Source organism: Lactococcus sp. AK05 (assembly GCF_041026685.1).
GTDB classification, from domain to species: Bacteria; Bacillota; Bacilli; order Lactobacillales; family Streptococcaceae; genus Lactococcus; species Lactococcus lactis.
In genome coordinates, this window is record NZ_JBFTEI010000005.1 from 115,684 (window position 1) to 134,486 (window position 18,803).

Below are 18,803 nucleotides of genomic sequence, written 5' to 3' on the forward strand. Positions count from 1 at the left end.
TTACAAACGGATGTTTGTTTTTGATTTCTAAATTTGCGATTTAGAGTATTACCTAATATACTTAAAATCTTCGGAAGTACTAATTTATAAAGGTTATTTCGCTTTTTTTATTGATTGATATTTTACTTTATAGGGTTTAATAATACTTAAAAATGAAGAATATAGTGATATCAAGTTATTTTTGTAAACTATATATTACAATATTTCTTTTTGTTATGTTATACTGTGATAAATTGGTGGATTGCAATCAAAAATTAATGATTTTCGATAGTTATAAATCCATACTAAATTAAAGTTAGGAGAATAACATGATTTTGAGACAACTTAGTGATGTAAAGGAAAAATAATTAAAAAGTTTGAATTGAGCGGTTTATAACCCAAATTAGAGAAAGGATTTATAGGAGCAAATTTTTTCTGCTATAAATATAAAAAAATGAAACGTAATTCATCAATAGATTTAATGAAAAGTAGTGCAATATTCTTTGTTATTTCGGTCCATTTTTTATTAAATTCGGGCTTTTATGATTTGACAATTCATTCCACTTTAGGAATTTTTTGGATTGGGATAAGAACGATTTTAATTACTTGTGTGCCCTTGTTTTTAGTGGCAACTGGATTTTTAATGAATCGAAAAGAATTAAGTGCTCAATATGTTCTGGGAATAGTTCCTGTCATCATTTCATATATAGGCATATCTTTATTAGTATGGGGAGTTCTATCTCTTGTTGGAAAAGGAAGCGACTTCTCCACAGCCATAAATGGAATTTTTGATTATTCAACAGATTCTTACTCTTGGTATGTTGAAATGTATTTAGGACTTTATCTTTTTATCCCTTTATTAAATATTATCTGGAATTATAAAAAAGAAATAAAAAATTATCATTTATATATTGTCTTTATCGCAAGTTTGCTAACATTCTTACCCTCTTTATTAAATAGTTTTGGAAAAGTTATTCCAGACTATTGGCAAATTTGTTATCCCGTTAGTTATTATTTTATTGGAGCTTACCTTTATACTTATCAAAATGAAATAAAGAAAATTTCAATAGGAAAACTTGTTACAGCATTCTTAAGTGGACTTACGATTTTTACTTTGACGGACACTTTTGCAAGTTGGAATCAAGAATTTCAGTGGCTAGACCACAATGATTATTTTGGTTATCAAACAGCCATAATGACAGTATTAGTTATAGCAATCTTGTGGAGAATTCCCATTCCAAAATGGAGCGTTAGGCTGCTAAAGGCTCTATCTACCGCCACTTTGACTATCTATCTTATATCCGATTTAACAGATCAGTTTGTCTATGGATTTTTTAAGCATGAAATTCCAAACTTAAGTCAACGAGTGATAGCAGGACCGATTATTATTCCAGTTGCCTTTACTAGTGCGGCTTTACTAGGAATTTTTGTGGGAAAAATTTTAAATTTTCCTTTTAAGAGAAAAAAAGAAAGAAAGGAAAACTAAAACTATGATAATCTCAACAATGGTAGATGTTTATGCCGTTTATTATCCGATTATCTTGTCTTTCGTTTGGGCAAGTGGTGCTTTTTTATCTCGATGGAAAGAAAGAGATAAGAAAGCAATTGATGAAGTAAAAGAATTTGAAAAAATTAGTATTGTTATTTCTGCATACAATGAAGAAGAAACGATTGAGGAAGTTTTATTATCACTACGTAATCTAAATTACCCTTCCCTAGAAATCTTTATTGTTGATGATAAAAGTAGTGACCGCACTTTGGAGAAACTTTATGAAGTAAAAAAATCTTTCGACGATTGGGAAGAATTAACTATTCTTGAGCAAAAGGAAAATAAGGGAAAAGCCACGGCTTTAAATGTTGCTTTGCAACAAGTTACCAGCAAATATATGCTTGTTATTGATGCGGATTCATATCTTTCTAAAGATGCTCTATCTTATTTATTGGCCGAATTAACTTCTAGTTCAGATATTGGGGCTGTGACTGGACGACCTATTGTTAGAAACAGAACAACTCTATTGGGGAAATTACAAACCTTAGAGTATTTAAGTGTGATTGATGCGATTAAGAGAGCACAAAGTCTTTTTCTAGGTGCAATAATGACCGTATCAGGTGTGATTGTTATGTATCGTGTAGAGGCATTGAAAGAAATTGGGGGCTTTAATACCGAAGTGATGACGGAAGACATTGATGTTACTTGGCGACTTCATCGTAATCAATGGAAAGTCAAATATGTCCCTAAAGCCTTAAGCTATATTCTCGTTCCTGAAAATTTAAAATCTCTTTTAAAGCAACGGAGAAGATGGGCAGTTGGTGGAGTAGAAGTATTAATTTCAAATTTATCATGGGTTTTTAAAAGAGGAGAATTTAAACATCGGTTTCTTTTGATTGAAATGATTTGTAGTCATATTTGGAGTTGGTTTTTCTTAATAGAATCTTATCAGTATTTTCTCCAAATGCTGTTAAATCAAGAATTCAAAGTATCGGGTCAAATTATCGTGATTTTTGTTCTTATTTCATTTTTTGTATTCTTTTTAGGACTTGATAATGATAAAGGGGAGAGCCGCTTATCTTTGACTGATAAATTAATATTTCCAGCTTATCTTGTTGCTTATTGGTTTCTAAATTTGATTAGTGCTCTTTCTGCTGAACTTGTTGTTTTAACTAATCGGACAAATAAAGGAAAATGGGAAAGTCCTGATAGAGGGGTGTAATAATGGAATTAGTAATACGTAAAAAGATGAAAAAACGACATTTTTTGGAATTCTTGGCTGTTTCACTATGTTGGCTGTTTATATTAATTGTTTTCGTTCTTTTATTAATCTCTTTGCTGGGGATATATAGTGATGGAATTATCTCTGTCTTTGTAATCATTGGGTTTCCAATAACAAATTGGGAAGATATAATTTATGATTTGTTTTGTCTTCTTTCAATATTAACGATTCCTAGTCTTTATATTTTAACGAAGGAGGCTTAGATTTATAATATGAAGTTTAGTAAAAAGAATATTTTTTTGATATTGATGTTTGGGCTTATTGCTATCTTGGTGTTTATGTCCACACGTGAAACAAAAAAATATGTACAAGATGGAAAAAAGGAGCAGCCAGATTTTGCTTATGAGAGTTTGCTTAAAGACAATGATGGAATTATTGTTCTTTGTTATCACCGTGTGTTAAAAGATACGGTGGTTACAAATTTCGCTTATTCAATTTCGCATAATTCTCAACTCCATGAATATAATGTATTCTTGCAAGATTTTGAACAGCAAATGACATTTTTAAAGAAAAATCATATTAAAGTTTTGACTAGTTCAGAACTGATAGAGAAGCTTAATAAAAAAGAGGTGATTGGCAAGGCAGTAGTGGTTACCTTTGATGATATTGATAAATCTTTGCCAGAGAACGCTTATCCAATAATGAAAAAGTTAGACTTACCCTTTACACAATTCATTATTACGGGAAAAGTTGGACAAACCATTGATGGTTCACAAATGTCGACTTGGAAAGAAATAAAGAAAATGAATGAAAATCCTTTGGTTACTTCAGGACTACATACGAATGACTTACATTATCAAGAAAACTTTGAACCGATTTTATCTACTAATATTTCAAAAAAAGTAGTGCAAAAAGATTACCAAAAAAGTCAGAAAGCATTTGATGAGAAGTTAGATCAAAAAGGAAAAGTTTTTGCTTATCCTTATGGAGCACAAAATAAAGACTTAGAAGATTATATGTTACAAGATGGAATTCAAGGAATATTCACACTATCTCCAGGTGTAGTGACTAATGAAACACTATATAGTAATATTCCTAGGTTGATTGTTACGAAGGATAATTGGAAAACTATCAAACATTGGCTCTTAAGTGAAGGGGCACAATAATAAGAGAAAATAAGAAGGAGATATTCATGAAGGCGAAGAATAAGTCATTTAAATTATTAATGGTTCTGAGTTTATTGATGTGTTTGGTTGGAATTAATTTATTTACAACTTCAAATGTATTTGCTGCTGACTATGGAAATAAATTTATAACGGGACATGAACTGACTGATGATTTGGGAAATCCGAAAACAGATTTTGGTATTTATGATGATGTTCAGGCTCATTGGGATTTTGATATTCCAGTGGGAAGCGTTTCTCAGGGGGATACAATGAGTGTCAATGTTCCTGATTTATTAACTTTATCAAAAGACATTACTTTTGAAATAAAAGATGAAGCTGGAAATATTATCGGAACGGCGGTTGCTAATCATCTTACGGGGGTGGTAACTGTTACTTTTTCAAAACTTGTTGAAAATGCAACTTCAGATATTAAAGGTTCATTTTCCGTTTGGGTTAATTGGGATGAACAAAAAGTAGAGGAAGACACAAAGGTAGTAGTTGATTGGAAAGATGGAGGAACAACAGAGATTAACATTGGTTCAGCAACGGGACCGGATAAAGATGAGGTACTTTATAAATGGGGATGGGTTGACGAGAATGATTCAACCTTAATTCATTGGCAGGTTCGGATCAATTATGCTAAAGAAAATATCCAGAAAGCTATTTATACTGATATTATTGGTGGGAATCAGAATTTAGTTTCTGGTTCGATTTCGGTAGCTAATGTGACATATAGTAGTGATGGAGAGAATTATAATGTTGATAGCTATTATCCTCAGGCTAGCATTTTAGAAAATGGTGTGAATGGATTTACCGTGAATTTAGGGGATATTTCCAATACGATTATTGTCGATTATTCAACGAGGGCAACGGATGGAGGGGTTTCTCAACAGTATGAAAATAGAGGAGAATTGACGGGAGAAAATATTGAAAAACAGGTAGTAGAAGTTCATACTCCTAACAATGGAGGAAATGGAAATGCAAGTATGAAACTTTCTATTTCTGGAGAGAAAACTTGGATTGATGATAATAATGCACGTGGTTTAAGACCAAGTCTTATTAGTATTGAGTTATATCGGAATGGAGAGAAAGTTGATTCACAAGATGTGACGGCTAAAGAAAATTGGAAATATTCGTTTACCGATTTGGATAAGTATGATGAAAGTGGGAAACTTTACGATTATGATGTAAAAGAGGTGCCTGTTAGTAATTACACGAGTCAACAGGAGGGATATAATTTTATAAATACAATCATCCCTGTTAAAGAAGAAACTCCTGAAAAACCCGACCAATCAATTACTGCTCCTAGTTCATCCTCACAAGTAATGTCGGTTTCGTCTTCTTCAATGGAATCAGAACCTTCTGAAGAGTTGCCTAAAACAGGGGATAGCCCAAGGGATTTTTTCAAAGTGTTGGGAATACTTCTATTGATTTCTGGGGGTCTTGGAATGATTTATATTAGGAGAAAATCAAAAATTTAGTTATCTGAGTTGATGTAAAAGAAAAGGAGTTATCAATTATTTGAAACTCCTTTTATATATTGTAGGCTCTCAACTTTTATGAAAGTGTTGAAGACTTTTTATTTTTATACACAGCAATCGTGATTTGACATAAACATCCGATGATAAAGCCTAAAACCGCCGGAAGAATCCAACCCATTCCTAGGGAGAAAAAGGGTAGAAAGTCTTTAGCAAAATTAATTATTACTGATATGAAAGTAATTGTGTGGAGATTGGCTGGAAGAGCATTAAGTCCGTCGATAATAGCCGCTAAAAGTGTAAAAGCAGTTGTTATCTGATAGACGAGTCTAGAATGTTTAAAAAGCGGGCTTAATAAAGCTAATAAAATAAGAATAATGGCTAAGGGATATAAAAACATGAGGACTGGAACTGAAAGTTCTATAATTTTTGTCAAACCTATATTTGCAAAGATGCAAGGAAGAATACTTACGATGATTAGATAAAAACTGTATTCTTTTTTAGGAAATAATTCGACAAAGGTTTCAGAAAAGGCAGACATTAAGCCAACGGCTGTTTTTAAGCAAGCGATGATGACAATGAGTGCTAAGATAATCATGCCGAAATTTCCTAAGTAGTGGTTGGAAATTTGAGCGAGAGCAATTCCACCATTTTCACTAATAGCAAATTGCCCAAGACTCATAGCACCTAGGTAAGAAAGGCAGGTGTAAATGATAGCCATTAGTCCTACACTGATGAGGCCAGCTTTTATGGTTTCTTTAGCAATAATTTTAGGATTTTTTACGCCACGTTGGCGAATAGTTGTGATGATAATGATTCCAAAAGCTAAGGCAGCCAAGGCATCAAGAGTATTGTAACCTTGTGTGAAACCTGTCAAAATAGGAGATGCTTGATAGGCTTTACCAATTTCTGCTTGGCTAACTTTTCCTAATGGATGAGTGAAAGCAATGACCAAAATAATACCTAACAAAACCAAAAAGAGGGGATTTAAAAATTTTCCGATATAATCTAAGAGTTTTGTTGGCTTTCTAGACAGAAACCAGGCGGTTCCAAAGAAAAGGATACTAAAAAGAGCCAATAGTGGAGCTTGGAGGTCATGACTTAAAAAAGGTGAAATTCCAATTTCAAAAGAAGTGGTTGCTAAGCGAGGAAGAGCGAAAAAGGGGCCAATAACGAGATAAAGTAAAATTGTAAAAATATAAGCATAAATACGATTGACTCGGGAAGCTAACTCAAAAACTCCGTTACTTTGAGAAATTCCCAGAGCGATAATTCCTAAAAAGGGAAAGCCGACTGCTGTAATTAAAAAACCAAAATTTGCTTGTGAAATAGCGGCTCCGGCCTCTTGACCCATATGTATTGGAAAAATTAAATTTCCAGCACCAAAGAAAAGTCCGAATAACATTGACCCTATAAAGAGGTAGTCTTTACCAGCTAATTTTTCCTCCATAAATACTCCTTATAATTGATTTGTTTGATAGATAAAATAATGAATTATTATAGCAAAAAAATTGTGAATTTACAACACAATTTTATAGAAAACATGACGATTGATTTTATTAAGCCTTTTAAATTACCAAGTAAATTCAGTGTTAAAGTAAAGTTTGAAGAAAATTTTTTTCTTGCTTAATTTAGAATACGTAAAAAAGACCCCGCTAAAAGGTCTTTTATATTTAAAGATTAGCTTATTTCAAAACATCAGTTAATTCTTCTTTGTGTTCTCTGAAATATTTGACGGCATATGGGCAAGTGGCTCCTAATTTTAATTGTTCGCGTCTTGCTTTTTGGATTCCGGCAAGAACTAATTTTTCGGCTAGGCCTTGACCGCGATAGTCAAGTGAAACGCCAGTATGAGTGATTATTATTGAATTATTCATAGGCATATAGGCCATCTCGCCAATGACTTCTCCTTTATCTGACAGAAGTTCAAATAGATTTTCTCTTTCAATAATGTTCATTAGTTTTTCTCCTTCGCCAAATATTTTAGTGCTCCAGAAGGGCATCTATTGATTACTGATTGATTGGAAGCGACATCGCCATTATCGGGGATAATCCAAGGCTTACGGCCAACTTCAAATACTAAAGGATTTCCTCTAACACACTCACCTGCATGTTCACAAATTGCTACATTGTAATAAATATCCATGTTTTCACCACGATACTTACGATAATCATTTTTCAATAGTTGTTCTTCATTCGCAGCTTCGCCAAATAATTTTGAATTATCCATTTTCTTCCTCCTGTTTACGATTGTATTTTTTTATATGACATTTGTCAAGCTGCTTTATCAGAATGATATCTATAGAAAGCATTAAAAAATAATATAGGGGTCTAGGAAGAGATGAAAGAGATATACAGATATGTTATAATATAAATGCTTATTGACTTTTTTGTCTTGGAAAAAAATGAAAATATGTTTTAGGGTTGATTAAATAAAAGTAAAATTAATTAATCAATGACAGATTAATAAAAAAGAGAAAAAACTCTAGTAATAAATTGGAAAATTTTTTGCTTAAAAAATTACGGAGAAGGAATTTCAAATAAGATAATGGAAATTTTTGATACACATATAAAGTGCGTTTTAACCCAGTTTTAAAAGATGTTTTGTTGATAAAAATAAAATGAACCAAAGAACTAACCAAAGCAAAACTATACAGCATCTACTTTATCCAAAACCTACTGTAAAATTTATAGTAGGTTTTGCAGTTTAAAATATTAAAGTAAATTTACAAACAACTCTTAAGTGAGATAGTCTAAATAAATGAACTGATGTGCACTCCAAAAGTTAGACTTTTTATCCAGGTATTTATACTTGGATTTTTTTATTGTTTCATTCCCTTTTTGTATACAAGCTTGTATTCTTCAAAAATAATTGGCATATCGGGTTTAAAAATACTATGTGTTTTAAGGAATTTCTCATAAGTTTGACGTCAATAACTTAGATTTAAATCACCGTCAGTCCAGCAGTGACCTTATCAAATGTATCTCAGTCATTGAGTCTCATGATAGTATTTACTATTTTGGTGATTTTTGTTATTATCCAATCGTTAAAATGACAAAAACAAATAGATAGATAAATAAATATTTACAGGGGGGACAAGTGAACTTATCATGAGTAATTGTAAACGATTGAGTTCTGAATGTTTCAAATTAAACAGAAGTTGGATTATTCTTTAAACACCTCGACGATACCATCACTCTTCATTAGCCTAAAATTGACAAGTTAAAATCATTAGAATAGAGTCTAATAATAAAATGGAACTAAAGGAAGAGCAAAAGATTATTATTTCCGTAAATGGCTATGAATTAGAGAGTGTTATCAGGCGAGTTATATCAAAAAAAGAGAGAACAAATATAGTGTTAATTTTTACTTCATTAAATTACGAACAATATGCTTATTTAATTACTCAAACATATGCAGTAGCCTCAAGTGAATTACCTATTCGAGAAGAGAAGGGTAACAATATTGGAAAGTTACTCTTCGATATTTTCAAAGGCCATTTCATATTAAAAAAGAAATAGTATATATCATGTTGACATAAAAAATAGAAAAGTATATAAAATAAAAGGCACTGCAGAATTAAAGCAGTGTCTTTTTGAAGGAGTAAAATATATTTTTAATCTATACCATAATGTAGCTGAACAGGAAGTTGATATGTAATATCAATGTTATCTCCATCAATCTTTCGTATGATTAAATCAACTAAGAGTTCCGCTAAATCATTTATTGGTTGCTTTATCGTTGTTAGGTTAGGGTAGTAGTTCTCTATAAATTCAGTTCCATCAAAACCTACCACATTAAGTGATTTGTTTAAATTTGAGGCCAGATCTTTTACTAATATAGCTGTTAAATCGTCTGTACAAAACACCCCATCAAAATCATTGTTTTCTAGTATTTTTTTGATCTCAACTTTTTTGCGAAGAAGAGTCCATTGAGAAGGAATTTTTATTATATGAGGCTTTAATTGATTTCTTTCTAGCTCAAGCAAATATCCATCACGCCTTAAATATGTAGGAGAATTAGTATTATCGTTCCCAGTAAATATGGCGATTTTTTTACTTCCAGAGTTAATCAAAGCTTTAGTAGCTAGGATTCCTCCATCAAAATTATCAGAGCTAACAACAGTCGTTTCAGGGGTTAATAAACGGTCAAAAGCAACAATAGGTGCTTCAATTGCTATATAATCATGTGCTTTTAAATTATGACTCCCATAAATAATTCCATCAACTTGGTTAGAAAGTAGTAAGGCAAGATAGTCTCGCTCTTTTTGTTCATCATGTTCTGTTGTTGCTAACATAGCTTTGTAACCTCGTTTGAAAAGAGCTTGCTCAATTTTTTCAATCAATTCTGCATAAAAAATATTTTTTATAGTTGGAAATACTAGCCCAATTAATTTTAAAGACTTTCCTTGCAAAGAACGTGCGGCTGCGTTTGGAATATAATGCAAGTCTTGCATTGCTTTTTCTACTTTTGATATTGTTGCGTCACTCAAATATCCTTTACGATTTATAACACGCGAAACTGTCGTTACACTAACCCCAGCTTTATTTGCAACATCTTCAAGTTTAATCACTTTTTTAGCTCCCATAATTTTATTTTTATCGGATTTTGACTTCTAATCGAATACTGATTCTTATCTGGAAATACACGACCTGATAATACTTTTTCACCATCATTAATAAAAATTTCAAAAATTGATTGATCAATAAATACGTTCATTTTTTCTATTTTAACATGTACCAAACGTTTTTCATAATTTCTTATAAGTGTAATAATATTATTTTCTTTATCTATCTCAACTTTAAGTGCACTATCTCCTTTTTCATTTGTCATTAAAGATAGAAGTGTAGAGTTTTGCTGACGAAAATCGACCTCAAGTTCATAAGAGTTAGATGTAATAATGTTATTATCTGCTAGTAAGAGATCTTGTTCCTTTTGTCTTAATTCTTTCATTTTTTCAACTGGATATTGATACAATTTGTTGTCTTTTATTGAAAGCTTCTTAACCATGGACAAGACACCTTGAACATTGTATTTATCAGTGGGGTATGATGTCTCAGGTAAACCTAGCCATGAAATGGCATAAGCAGAGCCATCAGGTGCATTAAATGACTGCGTAGCATAACAGTCAAAACCTTCATCCAAATTAATTAGTTGTCCTGCATTTTTTAGCTGATTTTTTGAACCAGTAGTAAAGCCATCCGCAATAACATACATATTAGGATATATATTATCATATTTAACAATCGATTTATCTAGTCCTTGTGGACAAAAAACTAATACTGATCTACCATTGACAAATATAAGGTTCGGACATTCAATCATATAACCCATTTTTTCTTTTGAAAAATCTAAGTTTCCCAAATCTTTCCAATCAGTTAAATTATTTTCTATTGCTTTATAAAGTTTGATTATACCATTTTTTTGAGAGCTTTGAGCACCAATTAAGCAATAAATTTGTCCTTGAAATGAAAAAATTTGAGGATCTCGAAAATGGTCGGTTGTTTGAGAAAAATCAGGAAAAATTAGTGGTTCAGTGAATTTGACTAACTGATTATTTTTGTCAACTTTTGCTCCGAGTTGATATGGAGTTCTAACCCAATCTTTGCCTCTGTGATTACCCGTATATATTAAAAATAAGGAGTTTTCAAAAGCTAAAGCGGACCCAGAATAAGCTCCAGCATTATCATATTTTGTATCTGGATAAAGGACTAGCCCTGTTTTCTCAAAGTGGACGAGATCATCTGAGACTAGATGTACCCATGATTTTAAACCATGTACTGGCCCAAAAGGGAAATGTTGGTAGAACAAATGCCATTTTCCATTGAAATAAGAGAATCCATTTGGATCATTAAGAAGTCCAGTTTCTGGTTCAATATGAAAATTTGATTTCCAAGGAGATTTTAGTGCCAGTTTGCGTAAACTCTGTAAATCATTTTCAGAATAACTATCGTAGGTACGATATCGTTGTTTGGTAGACCATTTCATTTTTTTTCCTCATTTACTAAATTATATATGTTTATGATAAACGTTTTTTATAAAAAAATCAATATAAACAAGCGCGGAAAAATAAAAAAATAAAAAAACATGGCAAGCGCTTGACATATATCAGAAAAATGATAAAATAATTTCTGTAAGCGAAATCATTTTATTTGAGGAGAAAATTATGAATCATAAGCAGGTAGCTGAACGCATTTTAAATGCAGTTGGGCGTGATAACATTCAAGGAGCTGCACATTGTGCGACACGACTACGTTTAGTCCTAAAAGATACTGGCGTTATTGATCAAGAGGCTCTAGATAATGACCCAGATCTTAAGGGGACTTTTGAAGCAGCTGGTCAATATCAAATTATTGTAGGGCCAGGTGATGTTAACACTGTATACGAAGAATTTATTAAACTTACAGGAATAAGTGAGGCATCAACTGCAGATCTCAAAGAGATTGCAGGAAGTCAAAAAAAACAAAATCCAGTAATGGCACTTGTAAAGCTGCTTTCTGATATTTTTGTTCCTTTGATACCAGCTCTTGTAGCTGGTGGTCTGTTAATGGCTCTTAATAATGCGCTAACAGCTGAACATCTTTTCGCGACGAAATCACTTGTTGAAATGTTTCCGAGGTGGAAAGGATTTGCTGATATTGTTAATACTATGAGTGCCGCACCATTTACCTTTATGCCAATTTTAATAGGTTATTCTGCCACAAAAAGATTTGGCGGAAATCCATATTTAGGTGCTGTTGTAGGTATGATTATGGTGATGCCTGGACTTATTAATGGATATAATGTTGCTGAAGCAATCTCTAATCATACAATGACTTATTGGGATATTTTTGGTTTTAAAGTTGCCCAGGCTGGATATCAAGGACAAGTTCTTCCTGTAATTGGAGTGGCTTTTATCCTTGCTAAACTTGAGAGATTCTTTCATAAATACCTTAACGATGCTATAGACTTCACATTTACTCCGTTACTTTCAGTCATCATAACTGGATTTCTCACATTCACTATTGTGGGACCAGCACTTCGTTTTGTATCAAATGGCTTGACAGATGGTTTGGTTGGACTTTATAACACATTAGGGGCACTAGGAATGCTTGTGTTTGGAGGCTTCTACTCGGCAATAGTAGTAACTGGATTACATCAGAGTTTTCCGGCCATTGAAACAATGTTAATCACAAACTATCAACACAGTGGTATTGGTGGAGACTTTATTTTTCCAGTTGCGGCCTGCGCAAATATGGCTCAAGCTGGTGCAACTTTTGCAATTTTATTTGTTACTAAAAACATTAAGACAAAAGCTCTTGCAGCTCCAGCTGGTGTATCTGCTATTCTAGGTATTACAGAACCTGCGTTATTTGGGATTAATCTAAAACTAAAATATCCGTTCTTTATTGCTCTTGGGGCTTCAGCAATTGGTTCATTATTTATGGGATTATTCCATGTCCTTGCGGTTAGTCTGGGATCCGCAGGATTAATTGGCTTTATCTCTATTAAAGCTGGGTATAACTTACAATTTATGATTTCGATATTTATTAGCTTTCTTATTGCCTTTGTTGTTACCTCAATCTATGGTCGGCGGATGGAAGCTAAATCTATTACGAAAGAAAAAAATAAACAGAATGCAACAACTCAATACCAACCTGAGAAAGTTATTATCGATCCAGTTAAAAGTGGCGAACTCCTTGCTCCGATAAATGGATTTGTGATTCCTCTGTCTGATGTAAGTGACCCTGTTTTCTCAAAAGAAATTATGGGAAAAGGTATTGCAATCAAGCCTAAATCTGGAGAACTTTTCTCACCAGCCGACGGAGAAATTATTATTGCTTATGAAACAGGTCACGCTTATGGTATAAAAACAAAAAATGGAGGTGAAGTTCTTTTACATATTGGAATAGATACTGTTTCAATGAATGGTAATGGATTCATACAAAATGTTAAAGTTGGCCAGAAAGTAAAAGCAGGGGATTTACTAGGATCTTTTGATAAAGAAGAAATCAAGAAGAGTGGATTCGATGATACTGTAATTATTGTTATTACAAATTCAGCAAGTTACAATGAGATTTTGCCATTGAGTGAAAATGTTGATATCAAAGTTGGAGAAAAAATTCTATTATTGAACTAGAGGGAGCGAACTATGTCCGTATACTATGGATCAATTGAGGCTGGTGGTACAAAATTTGTACTTGCTATTGCAGATGAACATTTTAATATTATAAAAAAATTCAAATTTGCTACTACTACGCCACAAGAAACTATAAGTAAGACGATTAAATATTTTAAAGAAAACCGAGTTTCTGCCATTGGTTTAGGATCATTTGGGCCTATTGATCTAAACCTTTCAAGTAAAACGTATGGTTACATTACTTCGACGCCAAAAGTTGGTTGGAAAAATATAAATTTAGTTGGCCAATTAAAAGAAGCACTTGATATTCCAATATATTTTACTACTGATGTAAACGCCTCAGCCTATGGTGAAATGAAAAATACAGGAATAAAAAATCTTGTTTATTTAACAATCGGTACAGGTATTGGAGGGGGAGCAATTCAAAATGGATATTTTATTGGTGGCATTGGGCATTCGGAAATGGGGCACCAAAGAATAAATCGTCATAGAGATGATCTTACTTTTGAAGGAATCTGTCCCTTCCATGGTGATTGTCTTGAAGGAGTTGCGGCGGGTCCGAGTCTTGAAGCTAGAACAGGAATACTTGGGGAAAAAATTTCTTCAGATGATCCTATCTGGGATATCTTAAGCTATTATATTGCTCAAGCGGCTATTAATGCAACATTGACATTAGCTCCCGAGTGTATAATTTTGGGAGGTGGTGTAATGGAAAAACCAAATATGATATCACTTATACAAAAACAATTCATTTCTATGCTTAATAATTATATAGATCTGCCTTGTTCTGTAGAAAAGTATATTCGCTTACCAACTGTCAAAGAAAATGGTTCAGCAACGTTAGGAAATTTCTATTTAGCATATTCTTTATTTACAAAAGAATAATAATATAAAATCTATATATTTCTAGCATGTAGTTCAACAAAATATAATGGTAATTGTAAATATTAAGGCGATATTACAACTATAAAAAAGTTTCATTTCTTTGTTATCTTTTAACTTTTTGCAACATAATCGAAAGTTCTTTTAGTGATGCTAAATACCTAATAATTTAAGTATGAGAAAAGTAAATTTCTAGGTCTTACTTTGGAAGGCAGTATTTCACAAATTATGTATTATCTTATTTAGAATAAGAAAAGTTGAAATGCCCAAAATTATTTCAAATATGGGAATATTATTGGATGCCTGTGTAGCAATGCATTATAGAAACTAAAATAAAATTTAGTGGGCAAATAGTGGGTAAAATTTAAAATATATAAATCAACTAGACATTATTGAAAACAATAGAAAACTTATAAAATAAAGAGCCACTAAACTTTAGTGACTTTTTATTTTATGTGTTTTAATATTAAGCAAACGCGTTGAGCGTTTATTTCAAATATGGGAATATTCATGACTGCCTTTGTAACAGTGTATTATAAAAATTAAAATAAAATTTACCGAATAAATCGATACTAGAAAAACTCTTAATAATTTTATATTTACTTAAAAAACAAGTGTAAAATTATAAAAATACAAAATAGTTATAAAAAAAGATATATATTGTAAGGAGAAGAGGGGATTATTTAGGTCGCTCTCAAAGTTAAATTTAGGTTCTATAAGCCTTTATAAACCTGTTTCATAGAAAACTTCTTAAATTGAAAAATAAAATGGGACAAATTTGGGGCAATTATGGTATAAAATCATAGATACGATTTAATCTCATTGAATTTTTGAGTTTATAAAGTTAAGGAACTAAGCATATTATTTTGGAAGATTTGAACAAAAAATAAATTAAAGAGTCATTAAGAATTGAATTAATGACTTTTTATTATGTTAAGTTTGTTTGATGCTTTTAAGGGTTCTGTTGCAAAGTTTTCCGATAAGTCTATTTTAGTGTAAAATGGGATAGAAAGACAGCGAGGACATATGGATGAATCATTTTAAAGGCAAACAATTTCAAAAAGACGTCATTATTGTCGCTGTGGGTTATTATCTACGTTACAATCTGAGCTATCGTGAAGTCCAAGAACTCCTTTATGATCGTGGGGTTGACGTTTGTCATACCACTATTTATCGCTGGGTACAAGAATACAGTAAAATCCTCTATCATCTCTGGAAAAAGAAAAATAGACAGTCCTTCTATTCGTGGAAAATGGACGAAACCTATATCAAAATCAAAGGCAAATGGCATTATCTGTACAGAGCAATTGATGCGGATGGATTGACTTTAGACATCTGGTTACGAAAGAAACGAGATACTCAAGCTGCTTATGCATTCTTGAAACGACTACATAAGCAGTTTGGTGAACCTAGAGTAATTGTCACGGATAAAGCGCCGTCTATTGGCTCTGCCTTTAAAAAGCTACAGCACAATGGGTTATATGTAAAAACAGAACACAGAACCGTTAAATATCTCAATAACCTCATTGAGCAAGACCATCGACCAATCAAACGACGCAATAAATTTTATCGAAGTCTACGTACTGCCTCAAGCACAATTAAGGGCATGGAGACAATTCGAGGAATATACAAAAAGAACCGAAGAAATGGAACGCTCTTCGGCTTTTCGGTATCTACTGAAATCAAAATCTTAATGGGAATATCAGCCTAAGATAATTGAAATTCAGAGAGGTTGTATTTTATTTTAAAACTTCGCAACAGAACCTTTGGGATGACCTAAGTTGATACGATAAGGAATTTTCCCAAGAAAATCAACAGCTGCTAGTTATCAGTTGTTCTAAAATACGAATTATTGATAGAATAAGTAGAGACATAGAAAAAAGTCAACGAAATATTGTGAAAGAAATCTAATAAAAATAAGTATCTTTTGATACCTCCCCAAAAACCTATGAAAACAAGCAGAGCAATGGATGTTTCGTTAAAACCATCCGTTGCTCTGCTTGTTTGTTATGTATAATAATGCTATAATTTTTTTAAATCACGTATACTAGATAAAAACAAGTGGGAGGAAATGACGATGACTTCAGTAATGTGGTTTCGTAAAGATTTACGACTTTCAGATAATAAAGCACTAGCAAAAGCTTGTGAGGAATCAGAGGAATTGATTTTATTTTTTCAATTAAATCCAGAACAATTTATCGAAGGCAGTCCTAACCATCAGGCCTTTTTTTCAAGTGTAGCGTATCTAAAAAAACAAATCGATCAACATCGCCACTTGCATGTTCATTTTGGAAATCCTAAAGATTCATTTAAAGAACTATTGAAGGCTGTGCCAGAAATTACAGATATTTATTTTAATACTGATGAAACGGGATATGGCGCTACTCGTGATCAAGAAATGCGTACTTTTTTTAAAGAACAAAAGATCCAAGTCCACGAATTTATGGATGGGTATCTGCATGGAGCAAGAGAAATTACACGAAATGGTAACTATTACAAAGTCTATACACCGTACTATAAAAAATGGATCGAGCAAGTGAAGGAAAGTCCAATCGAAGTGAATTTAAGCAAAACGACAGTAAAAAGTCAGCTGATTTTTGAAAAAGAAGAAGCGCGATTCAAGACGTTTTGTGAGCAATTACCTGTGCTTGACGATCAGCCTTTAGGTGAAGCCTATGCAATAGAACGACTGAAGAAATTTGTCAAAGAAGATCTTAAAGTATATGATCAAAAGCGCGATATTCCTGAAGCAGATCAAACCAGTCGCTTGTCTCGTCACTTGCGTACCGGTGAAATTTCGATTCGTACAGTTTGGCAAGTAGTTCAAAAGGCACCGAATTCGACCGGTAAAACGACATTCGAAAAAGAATTGTGCTGGCGTGATTTTTACCACATGATCTACGTAGCTTTTCCAAAACAAAAAGAAGAAAGTATCCAAGAAAATTATCGATATGTCGAATGGGAAAATAAACGAGCTGACTTTAAAAAATGGCAAGCTGGTCAAACGGGGTTTCCAATCGTGGATGCGGCGATGCGTCAGTTGAATGAAACCGGCTGGATGCACAATCGTTTGCGGATGATCACAGCTTCTTTTTTAACTAAGGATCTTTTAATCGATTGGCGCTGGGGTGAAAAGTATTTTCAGCAGATGCTAGTTGACTATGATCCGGCAAGCAATATTGGCGGCTGGCAATGGGCGGCTTCGACAGGTACCGATGCAGTTCCTTATTTTCGAATTTTCAATCCGACTACGCAATCCGAAAAATTTGATCCAAAAGGAGACTTTATTCGAACGTTTGTACCAGAGTTAAAAGCAATACCAAATAAATTTATCCATCAACCTGAAAAAATGACCGAAGCACAACAAAAAGAATATGGGATTCAGTTAGGTGAAACGTATCCGTTGCCGATAGTGGACCATAAAGAACAACGTAAAAGAGCACTTGCAAAGTATGAATTTAGTAAAGAAAGAGCACAAGAATAGTATTGCGAAAGGACTTACAGTACTGTAAGTCTTTTCTTTTTGTTGTTGTCTTTAGACCCGGTTGAGCTCGCAACGCGTGCGAAACAAAAAACCACCTGCTATGCGGGTGGAAGATAAAAAGTTATACAAAAAATCTCTTCTTAAGCGTTAAAATATAGTTGTTCAGGCCATATTGTTAACGAAAGGAAGAGATAGTGTTGGCTAATAAAACAAATAGCTTAGCCCATACGAAGTGGATGTGCAAATACCATATCGTATTCACTCCAAAGTATAGAAGAAAAATTATCTATAATCAATACCGCGCAAGTCTTCAAGAAATTATTAAGCGGTTATGTAGCTATAAGGGAGTCGAAATAATTGAAGGTCACATGATGCCGGACCATGTACATTTACTTTTAAGTATTCCACCAAAAATAAGTGTGTCAAGTTTTATGGGGTATCTGAAAGGAAAGAGCGCGTTGATGATGTTTGACAAGCATGCAAACTTAAAATACAAATTTGGCAATCGTCATTTTTGGTCGGAAGGATACTACGTGAGTACAGTTGGTCTTAATGAAGCGACCATCAAAAAATATATTCAAGAACAGGAAAAACATGATATAGCACTAGATAAGTTGAGTGTTCGAGAATATGAAGACCCTTTTAAGGGTTAAGAAGTGATAGAGTTGTCTCTTTAGAGATAGCAAAAGTGACAGAACCAATGTGGCTTGAACAAGGTGAAAGCCAGCGCCTTGAGACGCTGGCTAGTAGCAGAGGCTTATAGCCTCAGAGCAAACCACCCTTTTGAAGGGTGGTTATGATTAGTTGTCTAGCTTAATTTTACAATCGGCGTAAAGAATAAAATCCCTTACGGTATCTATGATTTAAGCTGGGATTCCCAATAATACGTTGATTTCAGTACAGACCGAAAACCCGAAGAGAGTGCCTTCTTTTCGGATTTTCTTATATAATCCTCGGATGGCTTCCATGCCTTTAATCGTGGT

Annotated in this window: 15 protein-coding genes and 1 pseudogene; 10 read left to right on the forward strand and 6 right to left on the reverse strand. The window is 33.0% G+C overall.

Annotated elements, in window-relative coordinates:
* The first annotated feature begins 433 nt into the window (after positions 1–433).
* The 4 genes from AB6B24_RS10115 to AB6B24_RS10130 all read left to right on the forward strand — a co-directional run bounded on the left by AB6B24_RS10115 (position 434) and on the right by AB6B24_RS10130 (position 5,337).
* Positions 434–1,465: an acyltransferase gene (locus AB6B24_RS10115; RefSeq protein WP_369164575.1), complete on the forward strand. Its 1,032-nt coding sequence runs from the start codon at positions 434–436 to the stop codon at positions 1,463–1,465.
* 4 nt (positions 1,466–1,469) lie between these two features.
* Positions 1,470–2,690: a glycosyltransferase family 2 protein gene (locus AB6B24_RS10120; RefSeq protein WP_311920107.1), complete on the forward strand. Its 1,221-nt coding sequence runs from the start codon at positions 1,470–1,472 to the stop codon at positions 2,688–2,690.
* A gap of 272 nt (positions 2,691–2,962) precedes the next feature.
* On the forward strand, positions 2,963–3,856 hold the full coding sequence (locus AB6B24_RS10125) for a polysaccharide deacetylase family protein (protein ID WP_047206145.1): 894 nt from the start codon (positions 2,963–2,965) through the stop codon (positions 3,854–3,856).
* Between the two features lie 26 nt (positions 3,857–3,882).
* Positions 3,883–5,337, forward strand: a complete 1,455-nt coding sequence (locus AB6B24_RS10130) for a collagen binding domain-containing protein (RefSeq protein ID WP_311804261.1) — start codon at positions 3,883–3,885, stop codon at positions 5,335–5,337.
* Between the two features lie 76 nt (positions 5,338–5,413).
* Here AB6B24_RS10130 and brnQ read toward each other — a convergent pair whose 3' ends face one another.
* The 3 genes from brnQ to AB6B24_RS10145 all read right to left on the reverse strand — a co-directional run bounded on the left by brnQ (position 5,414) and on the right by AB6B24_RS10145 (position 7,564).
* Positions 5,414–6,784 (reverse strand): branched-chain amino acid transport system II carrier protein, encoded by a 1,371-nt coding sequence (brnQ, locus tag AB6B24_RS10135; RefSeq protein ID WP_195935606.1) that lies wholly within the window; start codon positions 6,782–6,784, stop codon positions 5,414–5,416.
* 235 nt (positions 6,785–7,019) lie between these two features.
* Positions 7,020–7,292 carry a GNAT family N-acetyltransferase gene (locus AB6B24_RS10140; protein WP_021214922.1) on the reverse strand — a complete coding sequence of 91 codons (273 nt, stop codon included), beginning with the start codon at positions 7,290–7,292 and terminating at the stop codon, positions 7,020–7,022.
* The gene (locus AB6B24_RS10145; RefSeq protein ID WP_015425977.1) at positions 7,292–7,564 is read right to left on the reverse strand and encodes a (4Fe-4S)-binding protein; all 273 of its coding nucleotides are present in this window, start codon (positions 7,562–7,564) and stop codon (positions 7,292–7,294) included. Before AB6B24_RS10145 ends, AB6B24_RS10140 begins: the two co-directional genes overlap by 1 nt.
* Positions 7,565–8,589: 1,025 nt before the next feature.
* On the opposite strand from AB6B24_RS10145, the gene AB6B24_RS10150 reads away from it, so the two are divergent.
* Positions 8,590–8,856 (forward strand): hypothetical protein, encoded by a 267-nt coding sequence (locus tag AB6B24_RS10150; protein WP_369164578.1) that lies wholly within the window; start codon positions 8,590–8,592, stop codon positions 8,854–8,856.
* 95 nt (positions 8,857–8,951) lie between these two features.
* On the opposite strand, the gene AB6B24_RS10155 is transcribed toward AB6B24_RS10150, so the two are convergent.
* Together AB6B24_RS10155 and AB6B24_RS10160 are read right to left on the reverse strand one after the other, a co-directional pair.
* On the reverse strand, positions 8,952–9,923 hold the full coding sequence (locus AB6B24_RS10155) for a LacI family DNA-binding transcriptional regulator (RefSeq protein ID WP_043735979.1): 972 nt from the start codon (positions 9,921–9,923) through the stop codon (positions 8,952–8,954).
* On the reverse strand, positions 9,905–11,323 hold the full coding sequence (locus AB6B24_RS10160; protein WP_043735977.1) for a sucrose-6-phosphate hydrolase: 1,419 nt from the start codon (positions 11,321–11,323) through the stop codon (positions 9,905–9,907). Before AB6B24_RS10160 ends, AB6B24_RS10155 begins: the two co-directional genes overlap by 19 nt.
* Positions 11,324–11,501: 178 nt before the next feature.
* Between AB6B24_RS10160 and AB6B24_RS10165 the strand changes: the two genes are divergently transcribed.
* The 5 genes from AB6B24_RS10165 to tnpA all read left to right on the forward strand — a co-directional run bounded on the left by AB6B24_RS10165 (position 11,502) and on the right by tnpA (position 18,473).
* Positions 11,502–13,454, forward strand: a complete 1,953-nt coding sequence (locus AB6B24_RS10165; RefSeq protein WP_369164580.1) for a sucrose-specific PTS transporter subunit IIBC — start codon at positions 11,502–11,504, stop codon at positions 13,452–13,454.
* 12 nt (positions 13,455–13,466) lie between these two features.
* Entirely contained in the window at positions 13,467–14,339 is an 873-nt protein-coding gene (gene scrK / locus AB6B24_RS10170) for a fructokinase ScrK (protein WP_029344971.1), read from the forward strand.
* Positions 14,340–15,366: 1,027 nt separating this feature from the next.
* Positions 15,367–16,047 (forward strand): IS6 family transposase, encoded by a 681-nt coding sequence (locus AB6B24_RS10175; protein ID WP_369164582.1) that lies wholly within the window; start codon positions 15,367–15,369, stop codon positions 16,045–16,047.
* 366 nt (positions 16,048–16,413) lie between these two features.
* Complete coding sequence (locus AB6B24_RS10180) at positions 16,414–17,820, forward strand: deoxyribodipyrimidine photo-lyase (protein ID WP_251917170.1); 1,407 nt, start codon at positions 16,414–16,416, stop codon at positions 17,818–17,820.
* 197 nt (positions 17,821–18,017) lie between these two features.
* On the forward strand, positions 18,018–18,473 hold the full coding sequence (gene tnpA / locus AB6B24_RS10185) for an IS200/IS605 family transposase (RefSeq protein ID WP_287467313.1): 456 nt from the start codon (positions 18,018–18,020) through the stop codon (positions 18,471–18,473).
* 210 nt (positions 18,474–18,683) lie between these two features.
* Here tnpA and AB6B24_RS10190 read toward each other — a convergent pair.
* A pseudogene (locus tag AB6B24_RS10190) lies at positions 18,684–18,803 on the reverse strand (IS6 family transposase); the annotation flags it as partial.